The organism is Flavobacterium flavipigmentatum (genome assembly GCF_020911905.1).
GTDB classification, from domain to species: domain Bacteria; phylum Bacteroidota; class Bacteroidia; order Flavobacteriales; family Flavobacteriaceae; genus Flavobacterium; species Flavobacterium flavipigmentatum.
In genome coordinates this window covers 2,094,855-2,112,848 of the sequence record NZ_CP087133.1, presented here as the reverse complement: position 1 = coordinate 2,112,848, position 17,994 = coordinate 2,094,855, and the positions used below count along the sequence as shown (strand labels likewise).

The following is a 17,994-nucleotide window of genomic DNA, read 5'->3' as shown; positions in this document are numbered from 1 at the left end:
GTGAAACATAAAAACTATTCTTCTCTTTGTTTTCTTTTCCTCCCTTTCTCAGTACCAGCAAAGTTTCCTATTTTATAAGCAAGAGAAAACATCATATATCGTTTAAGTACTGTATTTTCTTCGTCACGAATTGAGGTCGCAGAAATGGTTCTTGTTGCGCTCTGATTCTGATTTAAAACATCATATACCTTTACTTTTAAGAAGATTTTTTTATCGAAAAAACCATAAGACAAACTGGTGTTCCATAGATAAAAATCTTTTTTGAAATCACTTGAAATACTAGAATTAAAAGTATAGCCAAAATCATTGCCAAAAATTAAATTCTCAGGCCAATAGGTTGTAGTTTGCAGATTGATCCTGTGCATAACATTAGAACTTGCATCTCTTGTATAATTTTGATATTTAGTCTCATTGTACGACAAACTATAAGATGGCGAAATGGTGAGCAAATCGCCATATTCGTAGGTAAAATAAGCCTTCGGCACAATCGCAATCGATTGGGCGGTGTATAAAACTGCGTTCGTAAATCCTTTATCGAAAGAATAATTTGCGCTTATCGCCAAACCATATCTCAAAACATGAGCCTCTCGTTTTAAAGATTGATTCCAGTTACCGCCAACAGAAGCCGAGTAAACTCCCGAAATATTGGCATAAGTCGTTGTTCTTTTTCCGCTATCATCATAAATCGAAGTCGAAATCACATCATTAGTATAGTAATCTCCTCTAACATAAACACTATAGCCCGAGCGCGTGCGAAAATCAAATTTTCTAAAATTGAAGTTAGCACTGTTCTTTTCAATCGGATTAAGATTTGGATTTCCAGTTATGGTATTCAGAGGATTCGTCAAATCTAGGACCGGCATTAACTGTTCTGAGGTAGGAAGTGAAGTGCTGTAATCGTATTTAAAGGTCAAAAACTTAGAACGACTAAATTTGTATCGTATCTGGGCGTTCCAAAATGGCAAAGCATACTTTTTATTGAGATCGGTCACATTATTTAAGTATAGCGAATGATTTTCAAAATCAATAATAGAAGTTTTACTGTTAAGATTAAAAGTAAATTTACTTTTCTGCCATGAAATACCCACTTTTGGACTTACCGCATTTTGCTGAGAAATCATGTAATTAGTCAAAGATGCATTGAGATCAGAATACGATTGTGTGGCATCATCAAAATTAAAAGTCTTTTGATCCTTTATTTCATTAGACCAATCAAAATCAGAACCAAATCTTATCCTCAAAGAATCTGTTATTGGCTCTGTATACTCCAAATCCAGAGTATAAGAATCGGAAATATTTCTATTTTTGACATTTTGATTCCGCTCGTCATTCGGCTTATTGTCCTGATAAAAAATAGTCTGCGAAAAATTAAAACCGTCCGTGTCATTTTTTGAATTACTATTCAAAAAAACAAGACTAAAATTACGTGCCTTTTTCTCAAAAGCCTTATTAAAATTAATACTGTTACTAAAACTACTGTTTTTTCCTTCTCTGTAAGATTTTGAGCTGCTTTCATTCAATGCATCACCGTTTTCATCCTCAGAAAAACTAGAAGATAAAGACATATTATTAGAACGAGATTCATTTATTTTTGGAGAAAAGAGAAGCGTTGTCTTGGGATCAATTTTATATTCTAATTCAAAATTTGCGTTATTTCCTGTGTTTTCATTTCGGGAACCTACATCAGAATTGTTTACAATATTTCCTGTTGGCAAAAAACTCACCTGATTTGATTTACTATCGTTTTTAGTAATGGTATTCGAGAAATTATAACTTCCCATCGCCAATAAATCCTTAGTCCAATCATCAGAATAATTTAGACCGAGCAAATTAGACTGTGTGATTCCTTTTCCGCTTCCAGAATTTTTAGTATCATTTTTTGTGTTTCTTCCACCAGACATATTATCAAACACCTCATCCATAGAAAAACCTGTGGCATTGATATTATTTGAAGACCCCAAAACACTGATCTTTTGCTTATTATTGAAAAAATTCATAATCAGGCTGCTTTCATATCGGTCATCAGAACCATATCCGGCTAGCATTTTTCCAAAATATCCTTTATTTTTTTTCTCGTCAATCGTGATATTTATCGAAGAATAATCAGAGGTAGATTCTTGCTTTGAAAGTTCCTCCTTTTTAGTTTTAAAATCAGAAACCTGAATCTTTTTTATAATTTCTGCTGGTAAGTTTTTGAGAGCGATGGCGCCGTCTTTGTCAAAAAAGGTCTTTCCGTTTACCAAAAACTGCGTTACTTCCCTCCCATTTACGGTAACTTTACCCTGATCATCAATATCAAAACCGGGCAACTGTTTCAATAACGTTTCTACATTAGAATCCGGGCGTACTTTATAAGAAGCAGCATTAAACTCAAGAGTATCTTTTTTTATCGTGATTGGAGGAGCTTCACTTTTGATCACTACGCCTGCCAAAGCATTTACATTTTCTAACAAATATATTTTACCGAAATCCTTACTCTCCAAAAGCTGTTTTTGCTCTTCAAAATAAGGCTGATACCCCATATAGTTGATCTTTAAAAAAAGAGGTTTGTCGTATTTTTTGGTTGTTATTCTAAAAGCGCCGTTTTTATCGGTAGTCGCATATTCGATAACGGTAGAATCTTTAACGGTGGTAAAATAAACAGTCGCCAATTCCAGTGGTAACTGTGTATTGATGTCAAGTACCGTTCCTTTGATCACAATCTCATTTTGTGCGTGAGCAGAACAGAGAATAAGACAAAAAGATACGCAAAAATATAATTTGGTCATAAAATGGTTAGTTGTCACTCGTTAAGACCCTAATTACAGTAAAAGGTTTAATTGCATTCTAAAGTTGTACAAAACCTACCATCTATTGTGTCGAAGCAAATTATGATAAGCAAAAAAAATCCCCGACCAGCGGGGATTGTAATTTTATTTTTCTCTAATATAAATATTTATAACTAATAATCAATTAGTTATAAAAATACGGTACAAATAAGGTACAAAAAGATACAAAAAGATAAATTCTTGAAAAGTAATTTAAATGTTGAAAAATGAACCCTAAAAACTTAAAAAAATCCTCGTGCGCGCGTATTGTTTTACTTTTGTTAATTACCCACCCTGCACATACGTTAACAGATAGGAATGAACTTTTAATTTACTGTAGAATATCGCACTATAATTAATTCCTGCACGCGCGAACAGATAGTAAAGAAGTATCTCTTTTTGGTTGTTGCATTTGGCTTAAATCTCAAATTAAAACCAAATTAAACTACATTTTGAACAGATACCCACGAACCATAAAAAAACCGCTCATCTCTGAACGGTTTTAATCAATTATTTAAAATTGTGTAATTATTTTATCTTTTGAATTAAAATTAAATTGATTTCATTATTACACCCCCAATAGACTTGATACTTATCATTTGTTCTCCACGCCATTTTTATAATTGACCATTCTATCAATAATGAGTTACTTAAATTTTGAAAATCACGTAAACCCTCTACACTTTTATCAATCAAAGATTCATCAACCTCAGCCTCCATAATACTTAAATTATAGTGAGATAGTACATTTTTTAACTCATCATAAGATTGCTTGTAGCCAACTGGAGTTTGTTTAGTGGTAAATGTTTCTATTCCCTTATTCAAATACCAGCCATTTAAAATAATTGTAGTTCTTTTTAGTCCTTTATTATAAGAGCTTATCTGACCATTAATTATTCCACAACATAAAAAAAACAGAATTAATAGCGTGATTTTCATTTTTAAAATTTAAAACCACACAAATATAAACTAATTTAAATTAAATTAATAAGGTTTTCCGTAATCAAATAATATTACATCATCAATAACCTTTGAATTATATCGGCTGGAAATTTATCGGCAAGGTTAATTTTATTCATTAGTTTTTGATACCGTTTTGTAGGCTTTCCGTTGTAGTGAGTTTTGAAATGCTTTTTATACTGCTCCTCATAAACCTCATCTTTTAAAAATGCCTTGTCAAAAACCGAATGTAATTCACGTGTCTTTTTAGATTCAATTTGTTTTTCGTAATACAGATAACTAAAAGCCTCACGGTGTAAAAAGTATTTTGAACAATGATATAATTTTCTACAACGTTTACCCGTATTAGGACAAACAAAATACAAAACCTCTCCTTTGCCTAAATTCGAGGGAACAGAAACAAGATGTACATTATAACTTATACTTTCCCCGTCTTGTGTATAGTCAAGTGTTATAAACTTCCTGTATTGACTAATATTTGATTTTATACTAATTCTTGAAGTAATTTCGCCCGAAATACTCCAAGTGATAACGCCCGATTTTATGCCATTATCCAAATAACCCCACTCTTTTAGTTTGGTTAAGCTTACTGTTTTACAACTCTCTATACTCATTTTGCTTTGAATTATGACCTAAATTATTAAGGAACATTAATACTACTTTAAACTACTTTAGTATTTTGTTATAGTTTTTAAAAGTCTATTTTAATCTACTTTAGATAAAAACTCATAGTGCTACCATTGGAAAAAAAGAGCATCAAAGTAAAATACTCTTTATCCCTGTTACGCGTTTCGAATTGTATTATACTCTCTTTAAATTGGTTTTTTTGTAATTTGTTGATTTATTAATCTATTTCCGTTTTTCTTATACTTACCCTTTAGGCTTTTGCTTCTTTTTTTCATTTTATTAGTTTTATGTGTGTTAGTACACAGATACTACACAGTCAAAAACACAGATAACTACCTAATAATCAACAAAAAAACACATAACACAGTTAGAAAGTAAGCCATACTATACAAGAAAATAAATACTGTTTTATTACTAACTTTTTTATTCACGTACGTACTTTAATTTTAAGTGTGTTATCTGTGTTATTGTAGTGTTTTCAAGGGTTGCAAGTGTGTTTGTATGTGTGTTGCATCTGTGTTAACTGTGTTATTTATTTACTTTAATCCATTTTCTTCTATTATTGTACTCAAAATAATAGTCTTTGTTTTCAGTGTTAAATTTACCAACCCACGCATCTATTAATTTTTTAGTGTTTTTTGTGGTAAACATTTTTTCAAATCGCAAAGGATTTTCTTTATCGTTGTACACTCTTAAAAAGTCGGATACTGTAAACTCAAAAGGTGTAGTTCCACTCATTAAAACCGTTATACAATTATGAAATTCATTATGAATTGCATCGTTACTGAAATAAGCCTTATAATTGTCGTTTGTCTTATTGTATTCTGTCTTTATGATTCCCTTTTGCAAATACAGTATAACACATCTAAAAACAAACGAATAAAAACGATTCCATTCGTCAGAGTTCCAATCTTGAAAAAAAGCACACTTAAATTCGTCTTTTGGTGTATGTCTTGTATTATAATAGTTCGTGAATTTGTATTCAATAAAACGCCCATTTGTAGAAGCGTTTTTCTCATCATAAGGAACAACCCAATTTGAAGTAATTACAAACTTTGGAGCATCTTGAAATTTAATTGCTTCAGCTTTCAAACCTTTTCTTTGACAAGATATGTCACCCAAAATATTGGTGTACAAATCATCATATTTAAACCCTGCGGGTACGTCGTCAATAATATAAACATTATGTTTCTTTTCGAGGTCTGCAAATACGTGAGTATAACCGCTGTCAAATTCTTTACCTCCCTTAATTATTGATTCCTGTACTTCTTGAACTGCTTTTGATATTAATGTTTTGCCTCGTCGCCCGTTTCGGGTTTCGTCGTCTGCATCCATATCAGTAAGAACAATACACGGGTTTTTTGTAGCATCTTTGTAATTGTGGCACAGATAACCAAACATAGTCTTAAAACTCTCGATAATGTTTTTATGGTCTTGTATTTCGGGTTCTTTTAACCCTATGGATACCCTAATTAAAAACTGCTCAAACATTCCAACCTCATCGGTATATTTAAACTCTCGGCTTTGTATTTCGTGAGGTGCAAAAAATCCCTTTACATCGGTGTACTCTTTTCGTTTTAATATTCCTTTGTCATTTATTTCGAAATAATAGAAACCGTTTTTAAAAGGCAATCCGAAAGTGTTTTTTGTATCTGTATAGTATTGTAATTCTATGGAGGGAATTAATAAAAAACCCTGCTTAATAACACTAAAATTTTCCCTTGCTATTGTGTCGGCTACTGCATCAAACGAATTACCAAACTCGATAATATTCTCTTTTAAAAATCCAACTATATCGGTGTTATGATTGAAAAAATTAACCACATTATTAGTATCTTTCAATAAAAATATTTTGTCGTCGGGTGTCGAAATTCGCAAAAAATTCTCTTGAATAAAAAAGTCGGCGTACATAGTCGGCGAAGTATAAACTTTGTTGTTTTGGTCTATGGTGTAAAAGTTTACTATTTCATTTTCAATCGGTGGTTTTATACATTCCTTAATTGAAAATTCCACTTTCTCAAATACAGTAGTTTTACATTCCGTTTCTTGTAACACAAAAACGCCGTCGTGTAATCGCACGTAATGAGCTAAATTGTTTTCAACTACAAATCTTTCGATATACTCCTTTTCGTATTTAGAAAAGTCTAAAAATGCACCTCCTTTGGTTTGAAACCTTTCGAGGGTACAAACTTTATCCGAATCATTGCCGTAAATCTTTGATATTTCTTTTAAAATTGTGTTTCGGTCTGCTCCTCCATTGGTAGCGTTTGAATTAAGCAAATAAGCAAACGTTTTTTTGTTGAGAGTATCATAAATATTCGCTCGGTGGTTCGTGTTCAATTCAATATCAATAAACGTCGGGAACGCTCTTTTAATATCGTATTCTTTTACTTCAAAAGGCAATTCCCCACGCAATACGGACGGTATATTTGTTAAGGGGTTGTATTCCCTATGTCCGACGGTTTGCACTCCAAAAGCCTCATCTAAATCGCTTGTATATTCCCCTCTAAATTTCAAAACCATAAACAAAACATATCTTTTGTATGCTTTAATACTAAACGGGTTGAATGTTTCTCCTTTTGCGTTTGCCTCATCTACTTTTTTATAGTATTCCTTTAACTTCTTGAGGTTGTTTCTAAAGTATTTTACATTTAGTTTATACCCTGTGGTAATGTAACACGAAACAAACTTTACATAATCGTTATTTTTTAACGGTTCACTATTTAAAAATGAAACAACCGACAAAAATACTTTATCCCGTTTAGTGTGATGGTTTTCTTTTTTAATCGCATCATAAAACGTAAATGTTTCTTTACGGCTTTTGCTTTCGGTTTGGACTCTCTTTGTAAATTCGGCTTTCCAGTCGCTCATTACATCGGCTTTGTTTTTATCCTCCATAACCTAAAACATTTTTAATTGGCTCGAGTTTGGTAATAAAAAGGCATCATTCCACATACGCGGATTAGTTGACAAAAATTGTACATTTTTAGAATTGGTTACAGGACAATTACCCAAACCAACAACTTTTAAAAGTTTCTTGTTTTCATAATAGGCTTTACATTCACAAAGGTATTTTTGCGGTATTAAAGTGTGCTTTGTAACATTTGCACAAGTCGTAACGTTTTCGAAAAGAAAATCATAAAAACGTTTTCTGTATTCATCTCGAAATACATTTTTTAAATAAGGCAATCCAAAACTTTGGCAAACTTTTATTTGTTCGAGTGGTTCAATATATTTAGATTGACTAACATACTGTTTTAGTTGACTTAATTTTTCATTATATTTGCCCTGTCCGTTTCCGTTCGGGTTAAGGCTGTGTGTATCTGCTGTACTCATAGCCTTTATTGATTTTTAAGATATTGTTCCGCTTTCAAAGATGATTCTACAAGTGTCATTTTTCTTCCTTGCTTTAACCATTCATCAATTTCAGATTTTAAAAATCTTAATTTTTTACCTCCCTTGTTAACTGGAATTTTAGAAGCAAATACCCATCCGTAAACTGTGGCTGGTTTCGGCTTGTCAGGGTGGTAATTACATAATTCATTTAGGTCAAACCATTGGTCAGCTGTTGACTGTGGTTGTCGATTTTTTTGAATTAATAAGGTTTTGAGTTCTTTTACCTCATCGAGTAAGTGCATAAACGCTTTAGGTAGCGTTTCAAGTGTAATCTGTTGTAACTGTTCCATCTTGTTCTATTTAGAATTTGATACAAGAGTAGAAAGTGTCTTTGGTGGGTATCAATGGGGTAGATTAAAACCCCATTTAAACCCCCCAAAAATTTAACATATTTGTTTATATTATCGGATTTTTACAAAGTTGCTCTTTACTTGAAAGTGTTTTTTCAACTGTTTTAGGGGTAAAATTCTTTTGGGTTTTTCCATTAATATATTTGAAATTATCTACTATCCAGTTTTTTAAAACCGTTTTATTACATCCTACAATTATGTCGCTTTCGATTAGTCTTTTAAAATAATCTGTCAATCTGTTTGAGTTGTCTCTGAACAATAATTTTTCTTTAGCTTTACCTCCTGTTTCAATTATTCGCTTTAATTCAGCGTGTTGGGTTGCATCGAAAAAAACATTTAAAGTATCAGTAATACTTTGAATTGATTCAGCTTTAAAACAAGGTTTTGGGGTGTATAGATTTTCGCTTTTGGGGGGGTGTTGAGGTGTATCGGATGTATTGGTTTCTAAATCTTTTATAATTTTTAGCTCATAAAAATTAATTGAACTTTCCAAAGATGTTTTAATATTTTCAAAGTGAGTTTTCAAAGGACTTTTATAAATATCAATAAATAAAACATCATTGAGATTATAAACACAATTATCAAATAATGCAATGCAATAATCTTTAATATCATTTGCTTTTTGAAATTGTTTATTTCTAATGTAATGTTTAACTATTTCGGAATAAAACTTAATTGATTCTAACCTTTGTAAAGCCTTATTTTCTTGTATGTGTATTGATGTAATATAACCTCTGTTATTTGTTTTTTCATAACCGCTTACTGCTTTGTATAACCCAATTAAATCTTCTGCCAAAAAGAGTAAATATTTATTATAAGTACTTAATTTATCTTGTATTTCAGCATCATAACTTTTATTAGCTAAAAGGTTTCGATCTATATTGGTTAACCATTCATTAAAATTATTACCTAAATAAATATTATTAGGCGTTCCGTCTTCATTTCGTTTAATTATTACTTCATCAAAATGATATTGATCGTATGATTTCAAATAAATTTCAATCTCTTTGTTTTGTTGTGAAACTTCGGTTTCAGGTTGTAGGGATTGAGGTGGCAAAGGTTCAATATTATTTTGTTGCTGAATATTTGAGGGGTTTAATAATGTGTACGGCAAAGTAAATTTTGTATGTCCTTGCTTAAAACCTTTAATTGCTTCTTCAATGCTATTAACGTGTATGTCTTTGGTTTCAAAGGACTTAAATTCATTATATTCTGTTTCTTTGAAATAGTCAAAAAGGCTTTTGGTAATTTTGTCTAATTCGTCAAAGAAAAACTGTAAGGATAAAAATGTTTTATGTGTGCTGGTTCTGTATTTAAGATATTGGCTTTTATACTTAAATATTTCGGGTAAATCCTTATTTAAAAAGTTCTCTTTAAGTTGCCGTATTTCTTCTTGAACTCCATTAAAACTATAATTCGGTTCATTATCAAAATTACATACATTCAACTCCTTTGCTTTGGCTTTTATAAGGCTTGCTGTATTGTCCTGTAATATTTTAAACTTCGTTTCTATTTCAGCTTGTACCTCATCATATTTCAATTTATCTTTGAATGTGTTTTTGTGGTTTACTTTTTGGCGTTCCTCATTCAGTAATTCCAGTTCCTTTATTAAATCATTGTTCAGGTTGAAATTATCAATGTTTGAATGTAGGTATTCAATTAATTTAAATAGGGCTTTTATTTTCGGTATTTTTTCATTCGCCTTTTGTTCGAGGAATTTCTTACGCTTATCAATACTATTGATTAAGTTCCTTTTGAAGTCGCAAGGTTCATCTAAAACCTCTTTAAATAGACTAATTTCGTTATAAATAGGTTTCATTAATTCCGAAATTAGATTATCGCAAAGAGTTAATTCTGCTTTAATAAAATCCCGTTCGTTCGTATCAATATTAGAGGATAAATAACCATTAAGTAAAATACTGTACTTATTTTCGTATTCTGAAAAAGTCAATATGTTTTTATGCTTTCTACTATTATATTCCTCTAATAAGGACAGTTGTAAGTATGCTAAAATCATTGAACAATTATAAATACTTACTTTTAAAGGCTTAAACACATCAAAGCCTAAAAACTCCTCAAAAGCCCTTTGAATAGTTAAAGATTTAGTCAGCCGAATATTTTTTGCAACATCAATTTTAGTTCCTAAATAATCAGATATTGAATTAATTTTTTTTCCTTCTAATTGATCTAACATTTCGCATTGAATAGTAAAAAATGTCAAACTAATTTCTTTTGATAAACCAAAAACATTTTGGTTGTTAATTATCCAGTCTTCTTTTATTTGTTGCTTCATTCTGTTTTTTTATGCTTTAAATAGTTACATTTCAAGTTTAATTCTATTTGATGCCGTTCTTTTGGTTTCGTCAATTATTTTAGCGTAAATCTGTGTAGTATTCAAATCCTTATGCCCTAACATTTTTGAAACTGTATAAATATCTGTTCCCATTGATAATTGCAAGGTTGCAAATGTATGTCTGAAACAATGAAACGTTATTTTTTTGCTTATACCAGCATCCAAAATCCATTTTGTTAAATATCTATTATCTCTTTGATTCGTTGCCTGTATAAGGGTAAAAACTGCATCAGTTGGTTGTTTCCTTTCTCCTAACAATTTAAAAGCTTGCTCCGTTATTGGCAAAGTTTCTGAACCTCCAGTTTTCTTTTGCATAAATCTAATTAGATAACCGCTACCCTCAACGTGTTGCACCTCTCCCCAAATCAGTTTTTGAATATCGGAACGCCTTAAACCTGTAAGAGCTGAAAACAAAGCTTGTTTTTTAATTTCAGCACTTTTGCAGTCTGTTTTAACCAGCGTATTAAGTTCTTCAAGTGTTAAGTAGTTTCTTTGTGTTTCTGCTTGTTTAACTGCATTAGTTTTCTCTGCTATATTTTCAGATAAATAACCATCTTTATAAGCTTGTTTTAAAGCTGAACGAAATTTATCATAATATGTCTTAATTGAATTTTCAGACAATTGAACCTTATCACTTTTTTTACTTTTTGTAGTTTCTAAAAATTCTTTAAACCGATCGCAAAACTCGGGGTCAATATCTGAAAATTTTAAACCATTTTTTTTAAAGAGTTTTAAAAAATCACAACTTCCTAACCAAATAAAACGGTTAGACTGATTTTTCTTTTCAGCAAGTTTTTTAAAATAGACTATAAAATCCCCATCCTGTTTTTTATTCTTTTTAATTTGCTCCTGTTCCAGCGTGCTGTATATTTCAGGCTTATTAAATTCACTTTCTTTTTTTTGCCTTATTTGTTCGGCTGTATTCAAAGTATCGGTATTGTGAATTTTATCGAGGGGGTTTCTTGTATTATCAAAAATATACATTCCTAAATATTCCCTACGTGTTAACTCCCCATTTTCTGGGTTTATAACTGCTGGATAAAAATCGAGGTACAAACTTTGACGCCCTCCTGTTATCTTTCTTTTGCGAAGCTTCACTTTTATTGCCATTGTCGAATATTTTTGCGGTACAAATACGGTACAAATATAAACAAAACAAACAAATAGCAACCATTAATAACCAAAACACAAAGCAACAAAAAACCCTTATAATCTTACTGATTACAAGGGTTTAATAAGTTTTGGTATTTATATGTTTTTGTGTGTTATTTTTCTCTAATATAAATATCAATTGGCACTCCTGAAAAATCCCAATTTTCTCTAATTTTATTTTCAAGATATCTTTTGTATGGTTCTTTTACATACTGTGGCATGTTGGCAAAAAACACAAACTGAGGGGTTAGGGTTGGCAACTGCATACAATATTTAATTTTTACATATTTACCTTTTGTTGCTGGTGGCGGATAAGCTTCGATCACTTTCAACATAAATTCATTGAATTTAGAGGTCGGAATTCTTTGTTTTCTGCTTTCGAAAACCTGAACCGTAGCTTCTAAAGCTTTCAACAAACGTTGTTTGGTCAATGCCGAAACAAACAAAATTGGCACATCAGTAAAAGGCATTAATTCTTCTCTAATTTTTGCTTCGTAATCACGTGTAGACATCGTATCTTTTTCTACCAAATCCCACTTGTTTACTAATATCACAACACCTTTCCGGTTTTTCTCTGCCAACCAAAAAATACTTTGATCCTGACCTTCAAAACCACGAGTAGCGTCAATAATCAAAATACAAATATCAGCATGCTCAATCGCACGTACCGAACGCATTACCGAATAAAATTCTAAATCTTCCTTAACCTTAGCCTTACGACGGATTCCTGCCGTATCTACCAGATTAAATTCAAAACCAAAACGGTCAAATTTAGTATCAATGGCGTCACGGGTAGTTCCCGCTATGTCTGTTACCATAAAACGCTCTTTACCAATTAAGGCATTGATAAAACTAGATTTTCCAGCATTTGGACGTCCTACAACTGCAAAACGAGGTAAAACTACTTCTTCCTGAACTGGTTCTGGTTTTACTGGAAAAGATTCGATTAAAGCATCTAATAAATCTCCTGTTCCACTTCCAGAAATACTGGCAAAGGTGTAATATTCGCCCAAACCAAGGTTATAAAACTCCAATGCATCTTTCTCACGCATCGCATTATCTACCTTATTTACAGCCAATAAAACAGGCTTCGTCACTTTACGCAACAAACGCGCCACAACGTCATCCATTGGTGTAATACCTTCTTCTACATCTACCACAAAAATAATAACATCGGCCTCATCGATAGCAAGCTCTACTTGTTTACGAATTTCACCTTCAAATACGTCATCACTTCCGCGAACATATCCTCCGGTATCAATTACAGAAAACTCTTTTCCGTTCCACTCGCTTTTACCGTAGTTTCTATCTCTGGTAACTCCAGAAACCGAATCTACAATAGCTTCTCTTCTTTGTATCAGCCTATTAAAAAGGGTTGATTTCCCTACATTAGGTCTTCCTACTATCGCAACAATGTTATTCATTTTTTTGAATTTTAGATTCTAGACTCAAGGTTTTAGATTTTTAGTTCCCTAATAGCCTAATCACTTGTAATCCAAAATGCTTAATTTTAATTTTTTGCAAAGGTAGGTAAAAAAGTGGCTAAGTCGCTAAGTTTCTAAGTACCTAAGTTTTTTATTGTTTTTATGATTATTTTAAGGAGCTATTTCCAGCTGTCCGCTATATCTTTTCCTGGCTAAAGGAGCCAGAAAAAGGATGTCGCTTCCATCTGGGCTAGGGCTTCAAGGGTTCAAGAATAGTTTAGTTTAAAATTTAAATTTATTTCTCTTTTCTTAACCTGCCCAATATCCTATTTATTTTATAATTTTCTTTTAGTGCTGTTTGCGTGAGGGATAGCAGTGGAAATCCTTTTGTGTAATGAAATGGAACAAAAGATTGCAACGAATAGCCCGACCCGCAGGGGCACGCCCAAACTATATTACTGATTATATCCGAAACGCTTTAACATATTGGCGTTGCTTCTCCAGTTTTTGTTGACTTTTACAACGAGTTCAATGTGAATTTGTTTCCCGAAGAATTTCTCTAAATCGGCGCGGGCATCCATACCTACTTTTTTTAGAGCGGCACCTTTATGACCAATAATGATTCCTTTTTGGGTTTCGCGCTCTACCATGATAATAGAACGGATTCTGATGATATTTTCGTCTTCAAAAAACTCTTCTGTCACGATTTCGACCGCATACGGAATCTCTTTGCTGTAATTCAACAGGATTTTCTCGCGAATGGTTTCGTTTACAAAAAAGCGTTCTGGTTTGTCTGTAAGCTGATCTTTTGGGTAATAGGCTGGGGATTCTGGTAACAACGAAATGATTCTACTGAAAACCTCTGGCACATTAAAATTCTGCAAAGCCGAGATCGGGAAAATTTCTGCGTTGGGTACTTTTGCTGTCCAAAACGCTACTTGTTCTTCTAATTGCTCTTGGTTTGAATTGTCAATTTTATTCAACAATAGTAAAACTGGAATTTTAGCATGAATGATTTTATTAAAGAAAGCTTCGTCTTTTAAGTCCTGCTCGCCTATTTCGACCATGTAAACTAGTATATCAGCATCCTCAAAAGCCGATTTTACAAAGTTCATCATCGATTCCTGCATTTCATAAGCGGGTTTGATGATTCCGGGTGTATCCGATAATATAAGTTGAAAATCCTCGCCATTTACGATTCCAAGAATACGATGACGGGTTGTTTGTGCTTTTGAGGTGATAATGGATAATCTTTCTCCAACAAAGGCGTTCATCAATGTTGATTTTCCAACGTTTGGATTCCCGATGATGTTTACAAAACCTGCTTTATGTGACATTTTAGTATTATTTAATTTGCAAAGGTAGTCATATCAACTCAATACAGAAAATAAAACATTTTTTAATCTTTTGGTTGGATTTCTAGAAAAACGACGTATATTTGCACCCGAAACAACGCGGGATAGAGCAGTAGGCAGCTCGTCGGGCTCATAACCCGAAGGTCACAGGTTCGAGTCCTGTTCCCGCTACTAAGAATTTTATTGAAAATACAAACGCACATCGCGGGATAGAGCAGTAGGCAGCTCGTCGGGCTCATAACCCGAAGGTCACAGGTTCGAGTCCTGTTCCCGCTACTAAGAAAGCTTCAGAGAAATCTGAAGCTTTTTTTGTTTAAGGTAAAAACGTAAAAAATTGGGAGGCTTACTCTGGGGGTTCGATACGTGCTTCCGTCTAAAAGCAGTTTTTCGGGATATATCGAACCTATAACTTGTCGCTTAGTCTCTATATCTCCTTTTTTATAAACGTTTGACAACTTAGAAAACATCTTTAATGCATCTTCAAGATTTCTTGGAGTTGCTACATTTACAGGGACATAAATTTTAAAACTGTTTAAATAAAAATAAACATCTTAGAATTATGAAAAAACGAGTTTACAGTGCTGATTTTAAATCATCAGCAGTACGATTAAGTTACGAGCGAGAAAATATCAAAGAATTAGCAGATGAACTAGGTATCCAGGTAGAGCGTATTTATAAGTGGAGATCCTCTCAAAAGACATTTACTAATCCAAAACCAATTATTCCTAAAAAAACAGAAATAGATTCTTTAGAAGTAAACTTAAAAGACGCTTTAAAGTGACCACAGCTTCTAATCATCGATATCGAGTGTGCAGTAATTATCTCAATAGCAATTTTGCATTAAAATCATTCAATTAGGTTTGGGTGTCTGATATAACCTATACAAGAACAGCTGCCGGTTGGTTTTATCTTACTACATGCTTCGATAGAATTCAGAAAATTGATTACTAAAAATACTATAATCACGCAAAGTATGAGTAGAAAAGCTAATTGTTGGGATAATGCTGTAGCTGAAAGTTTTTTCAAGACCATTAAAGCAGAACTTATCTATCAGCATAAATTCACAACCATTGAGGAGGCTAAATTAGTAGTCTTTGAATATATAGAAGTATGGTATAATAGAAAACGTCTGCATTCTTCTTTGGGATATAAAACACTTAAAAAAATGGAACTAGAATTTTATAAAATCAAAATTGTAGCATAGGTCTTAGAAAATTTGTCCGACTTTTTGTTGCAAGTCCACAAATCTGAATGGTTTATCTTGAAAACAGTATTAAAAATATTTTTTATTTTCCGCAATCCATCAATAAGAGATTATTCTTCCGGATTTATTTCTTTATTAATGAAACAAGACTATTTAAAGCGTACGATTATTCTTAATGGAAGACATAGGCTTTTATTTTTCCTTTTCATGTTTGTGTATTCCATTAATTTAGATATCTTTATTTTCTTAGTTTTTATAAAATCATTTTTGTGAGTACCACTATATGTGCCCCTTTTTTTGGAGAGTTTGGAAATCCTTATTATCAAAGGGCTTAAAATAAGGGTTCGGGATGAGGTGCTTTTTACAGTTCAATACTTTCCTTAAGTTATAAAATTTTTATTTTATTTTAACAATTACTTTTTAAAATAAAAATCCCCAATATTCAAAATAAATCCCCACAACCAATAACGAAAATAAGATTGTTGCATTAACGCTTGTATTTGAAATCGTCTGAATTTTAAGAATAAAATAAAGTATGGAAAGTATTGTAAATAGTATAAAAACCCATTGCATTATAAAGAGATAATTAAATTGATTGAATATTCCGAAAGCAAGTATGTAAAAATTATCCTGAGCCGTGGTATTTACAGCCAAAATAAGTCCGATAATGGTAAAAAAATTTAACAAGGAAGTTATTACAATTAAATACTTTAAAAATTTATTTTGATTTTTATCTTTTCTTTTTGCAATTAGATCATAACAAAAAATGAAAATTGTAACGAATAAAATAACTAGTGCTATAAAAAGCGGGCCAAAAAATAGTAGGTTAAATTCGTTAAGACTTTTGGCGAAACTAGAAATTCCTGCATTAATTTTTACATCTGTAACAAAATGAACTTTATTATCTGATTCTAATTCTTTTGCATCCGGTCTTTGATTTGGATTTTTTACAAATTCTGCAGCAATTTGAACCCCAAGTTTTGAAAAAGCAGGCGTATGACCTGAAATTGGAGCGTTTACCAGAAATCCGTTTTTGAATCTCGCTGCTGTAATTTTACCATTTGAAGCTGGAGTTATAGGATCAAAATTCCCTGCAAATACTAATACTGGTGCCGTTAATGCTGAAAGGTTTGATAAATCATTTACCAATAATTGCTTATTAGCTCCTAAATTCCATTTATTACAAACTATAAAATCTGATTTGTAAAACGAAAGTCCACCTTTTAATTTTTTGTAATCAAGTGCATCTTTATTAAATTCTGAAACAGAATTATTTGGTACAGCCTCATTACAGCTTACACAATAATACTGACCATAATCTAAACCCAAAGCTCCTGAAAAAGCAGCAACCAAAGAACTCAATGTACTTTTATTTCCTTTATTAAATTCAGTTATCAATAACGGTATTACTTCTATTAATCTTTTCTGATATAGTGATTGCTGAATAGCAATTTTAAAATCTTCAGCATTATAGGTAAACTTTCCGCTTGGAATTATTTTATTGTCAACCTTAACTGTAATTGGCTTTTTTTCTAATTTTTCTATGGTTTCAAAATACGTGTTTTCCAGATTTGGATATTGCTTATTACATTTAGGATCATTTTCACAGGAGCTAAAAACCTTTTTAAGACTATTCATATAATTCTCCGTATTATGATTATAATATTGGGCAATATCTGAAATCGAAGAATCGAGAATTAGTGATTTAATATCGTTAGGAAAATCATTTGCATAAACCTGAGCGGTATAAGTTCCATAAGAAACAGCATAAACATTCCACTTATCGTATTTTAAGGCAATTTTTAAAGCATTTAAATCCTTAACAATTGATTTACTGTTATAGGCATTTATATCAATACCTCTGTTTAATAAATCTTGTTTACAGGCTATTGAAGCAATTGTTTTTTGTTGCTCATCTTGCGTACTATTCTGATTTTTTGCTAATATTTCCAAAAATGTTTTTCCTAAGTCCGGGCAAAATTTTGGCAAAGAATTTCCGGTTCCTCTCACATCAAATAAAACAATATCACTGCTTTTCCTTAATGGATGAACCAGCCACGGCCATATTCCTGCAACACCTCCAGATCCTGGGCCACCGTCAATATAAACAACAGGATTTGAATTTGTATTTTTTGAAGTGCTTTTTAAAACTGCCACAGCAATTTTAATGGTTTTTCCTGTTGGTTTATCCCAGTTTTCAGGAACGGTTAAGTACCACCATTTTATATTTTCCTGAGCGAGGGTTTTATCTCCTGGAAAAAAAGTAGTTCTTTTTTCTAATTTAAAGGTATTTGTTTGCGCAAACAAACAAGTTGATGACATAGATAACAATAAAAACAGGATTATTAATTTTTTCATTTTGGTTG

The 17,994-nt window shown here is 32.0% G+C and carries 12 protein-coding genes, 2 tRNA genes and 1 pseudogene; 4 read left to right on the top strand and 11 right to left on the bottom strand.

The genetic code is table 11. The features are described from left to right. Nucleotides 1–14: 14 nt before the first annotated feature. From LNP22_RS09295 to era, 10 genes are all read right to left on the bottom strand, one after another. The gene (locus tag LNP22_RS09295) at nucleotides 15–2,768 is read right to left on the bottom strand and encodes an outer membrane beta-barrel protein (RefSeq protein WP_229976289.1); all 2,754 of its coding nucleotides are present in this window, start codon (nucleotides 2,766–2,768) and stop codon (nucleotides 15–17) included. A gap of 567 nt (nucleotides 2,769–3,335) precedes the next feature. After that, entirely contained in the window at nucleotides 3,336–3,746 is a 411-nt protein-coding gene (locus tag LNP22_RS09290; protein WP_229976288.1) for a hypothetical protein, read from the bottom strand. A gap of 74 nt (nucleotides 3,747–3,820) precedes the next feature. After that, the gene (locus tag LNP22_RS09285) at nucleotides 3,821–4,381 is read right to left on the bottom strand and encodes a hypothetical protein (protein WP_229976287.1); all 561 of its coding nucleotides are present in this window, start codon (nucleotides 4,379–4,381) and stop codon (nucleotides 3,821–3,823) included. A gap of 541 nt (nucleotides 4,382–4,922) precedes the next feature. Next, entirely contained in the window at nucleotides 4,923–7,292 is a 2,370-nt protein-coding gene (locus LNP22_RS09280) for a hypothetical protein (RefSeq protein WP_229976286.1), read from the bottom strand. A gap of 3 nt (nucleotides 7,293–7,295) precedes the next feature. Further along, entirely contained in the window at nucleotides 7,296–7,730 is a 435-nt protein-coding gene (locus LNP22_RS09275) for a hypothetical protein (RefSeq protein WP_229976285.1), read from the bottom strand. 5 nt (nucleotides 7,731–7,735) lie between these two features. Further along, nucleotides 7,736–8,080, bottom strand: coding sequence for a helix-turn-helix domain-containing protein (locus tag LNP22_RS09270; protein WP_229976284.1), 345 nt, complete (start codon nucleotides 8,078–8,080; stop codon nucleotides 7,736–7,738). A gap of 106 nt (nucleotides 8,081–8,186) precedes the next feature. Then, nucleotides 8,187–10,433 (bottom strand): hypothetical protein, encoded by a 2,247-nt coding sequence (locus tag LNP22_RS09265; protein ID WP_229976283.1) that lies wholly within the window; start codon nucleotides 10,431–10,433, stop codon nucleotides 8,187–8,189. A gap of 24 nt (nucleotides 10,434–10,457) precedes the next feature. Further along, on the bottom strand, nucleotides 10,458–11,603 hold the full coding sequence (locus LNP22_RS09260; RefSeq protein WP_229976282.1) for a tyrosine-type recombinase/integrase: 1,146 nt from the start codon (nucleotides 11,601–11,603) through the stop codon (nucleotides 10,458–10,460). Nucleotides 11,604–11,758: 155 nt separating this feature from the next. Next, a complete protein-coding gene (gene der / locus LNP22_RS09255; protein ID WP_229976281.1) occupies nucleotides 11,759–13,069 on the bottom strand; it encodes a ribosome biogenesis GTPase Der in 1,311 nt (436 codons plus the stop codon). 455 nt (nucleotides 13,070–13,524) lie between these two features. Then, complete coding sequence (gene era / locus LNP22_RS09250) at nucleotides 13,525–14,406, bottom strand: GTPase Era (RefSeq protein ID WP_210667773.1); 882 nt, start codon at nucleotides 14,404–14,406, stop codon at nucleotides 13,525–13,527. A gap of 116 nt (nucleotides 14,407–14,522) precedes the next feature. Between era and LNP22_RS09245 the strand changes: the two genes are divergently transcribed. The 4 genes and pseudogenes from LNP22_RS09245 to LNP22_RS09230 all read left to right on the top strand — a co-directional run. Then, nucleotides 14,523–14,595: transfer RNA gene (locus LNP22_RS09245), tRNA-Met, on the top strand. 32 nt (nucleotides 14,596–14,627) lie between these two features. After that, nucleotides 14,628–14,700: transfer RNA gene (locus tag LNP22_RS09240), tRNA-Met, on the top strand. 283 nt (nucleotides 14,701–14,983) lie between these two features. Continuing rightward, a complete protein-coding gene (locus LNP22_RS09235) occupies nucleotides 14,984–15,205 on the top strand; it encodes a transposase (protein ID WP_229976280.1) in 222 nt (73 codons plus the stop codon). A gap of 183 nt (nucleotides 15,206–15,388) precedes the next feature. Continuing rightward, a pseudogene (locus LNP22_RS09230) lies at nucleotides 15,389–15,628 on the top strand (integrase core domain-containing protein); the annotation flags it as partial. Between the two features lie 420 nt (nucleotides 15,629–16,048). On the opposite strand, the gene LNP22_RS09225 reads toward LNP22_RS09230, so the two are convergent. Further along, entirely contained in the window at nucleotides 16,049–17,986 is a 1,938-nt protein-coding gene (locus tag LNP22_RS09225) for an alpha/beta fold hydrolase (protein ID WP_229976278.1), read from the bottom strand. Nucleotides 17,987–17,994 lie beyond the last annotated feature (8 nt).

Bases quoted from the DNA above. Each gene is read 5' to 3' on its own strand.
- LNP22_RS09295 (WP_229976289.1), bottom strand. From the start codon at position 2,768: ATGACCAAATTATATTTTTGCGTATCTTTTTGTCTTATTCTCTGTTCT.
- LNP22_RS09290 (WP_229976288.1), bottom strand. From the start codon at position 3,746: ATGAAAATCACGCTATTAATTCTGTTTTTTTTATGTTGTGGAATAATT.
- LNP22_RS09285 (WP_229976287.1), bottom strand. From the start codon at position 4,381: ATGAGTATAGAGAGTTGTAAAACAGTAAGCTTAACCAAACTAAAAGAG.
- LNP22_RS09280 (WP_229976286.1), bottom strand. From the start codon at position 7,292: ATGGAGGATAAAAACAAAGCCGATGTAATGAGCGACTGGAAAGCCGAA.
- LNP22_RS09275 (WP_229976285.1), bottom strand. From the start codon at position 7,730: ATGAGTACAGCAGATACACACAGCCTTAACCCGAACGGAAACGGACAG.
- LNP22_RS09270 (WP_229976284.1), bottom strand. From the start codon at position 8,080: ATGGAACAGTTACAACAGATTACACTTGAAACGCTACCTAAAGCGTTT.
- LNP22_RS09265 (WP_229976283.1), bottom strand. From the start codon at position 10,433: ATGAAGCAACAAATAAAAGAAGACTGGATAATTAACAACCAAAATGTT.
- LNP22_RS09260 (WP_229976282.1), bottom strand. From the start codon at position 11,603: ATGGCAATAAAAGTGAAGCTTCGCAAAAGAAAGATAACAGGAGGGCGT.
- der (WP_229976281.1), bottom strand. From the start codon at position 13,069: ATGAATAACATTGTTGCGATAGTAGGAAGACCTAATGTAGGGAAATCA.
- era (WP_210667773.1), bottom strand. From the start codon at position 14,406: ATGTCACATAAAGCAGGTTTTGTAAACATCATCGGGAATCCAAACGTT.
- LNP22_RS09235 (WP_229976280.1), top strand. From the start codon at position 14,984: ATGAAAAAACGAGTTTACAGTGCTGATTTTAAATCATCAGCAGTACGA.
- LNP22_RS09225 (WP_229976278.1), bottom strand. From the start codon at position 17,986: ATGAAAAAATTAATAATCCTGTTTTTATTGTTATCTATGTCATCAACT.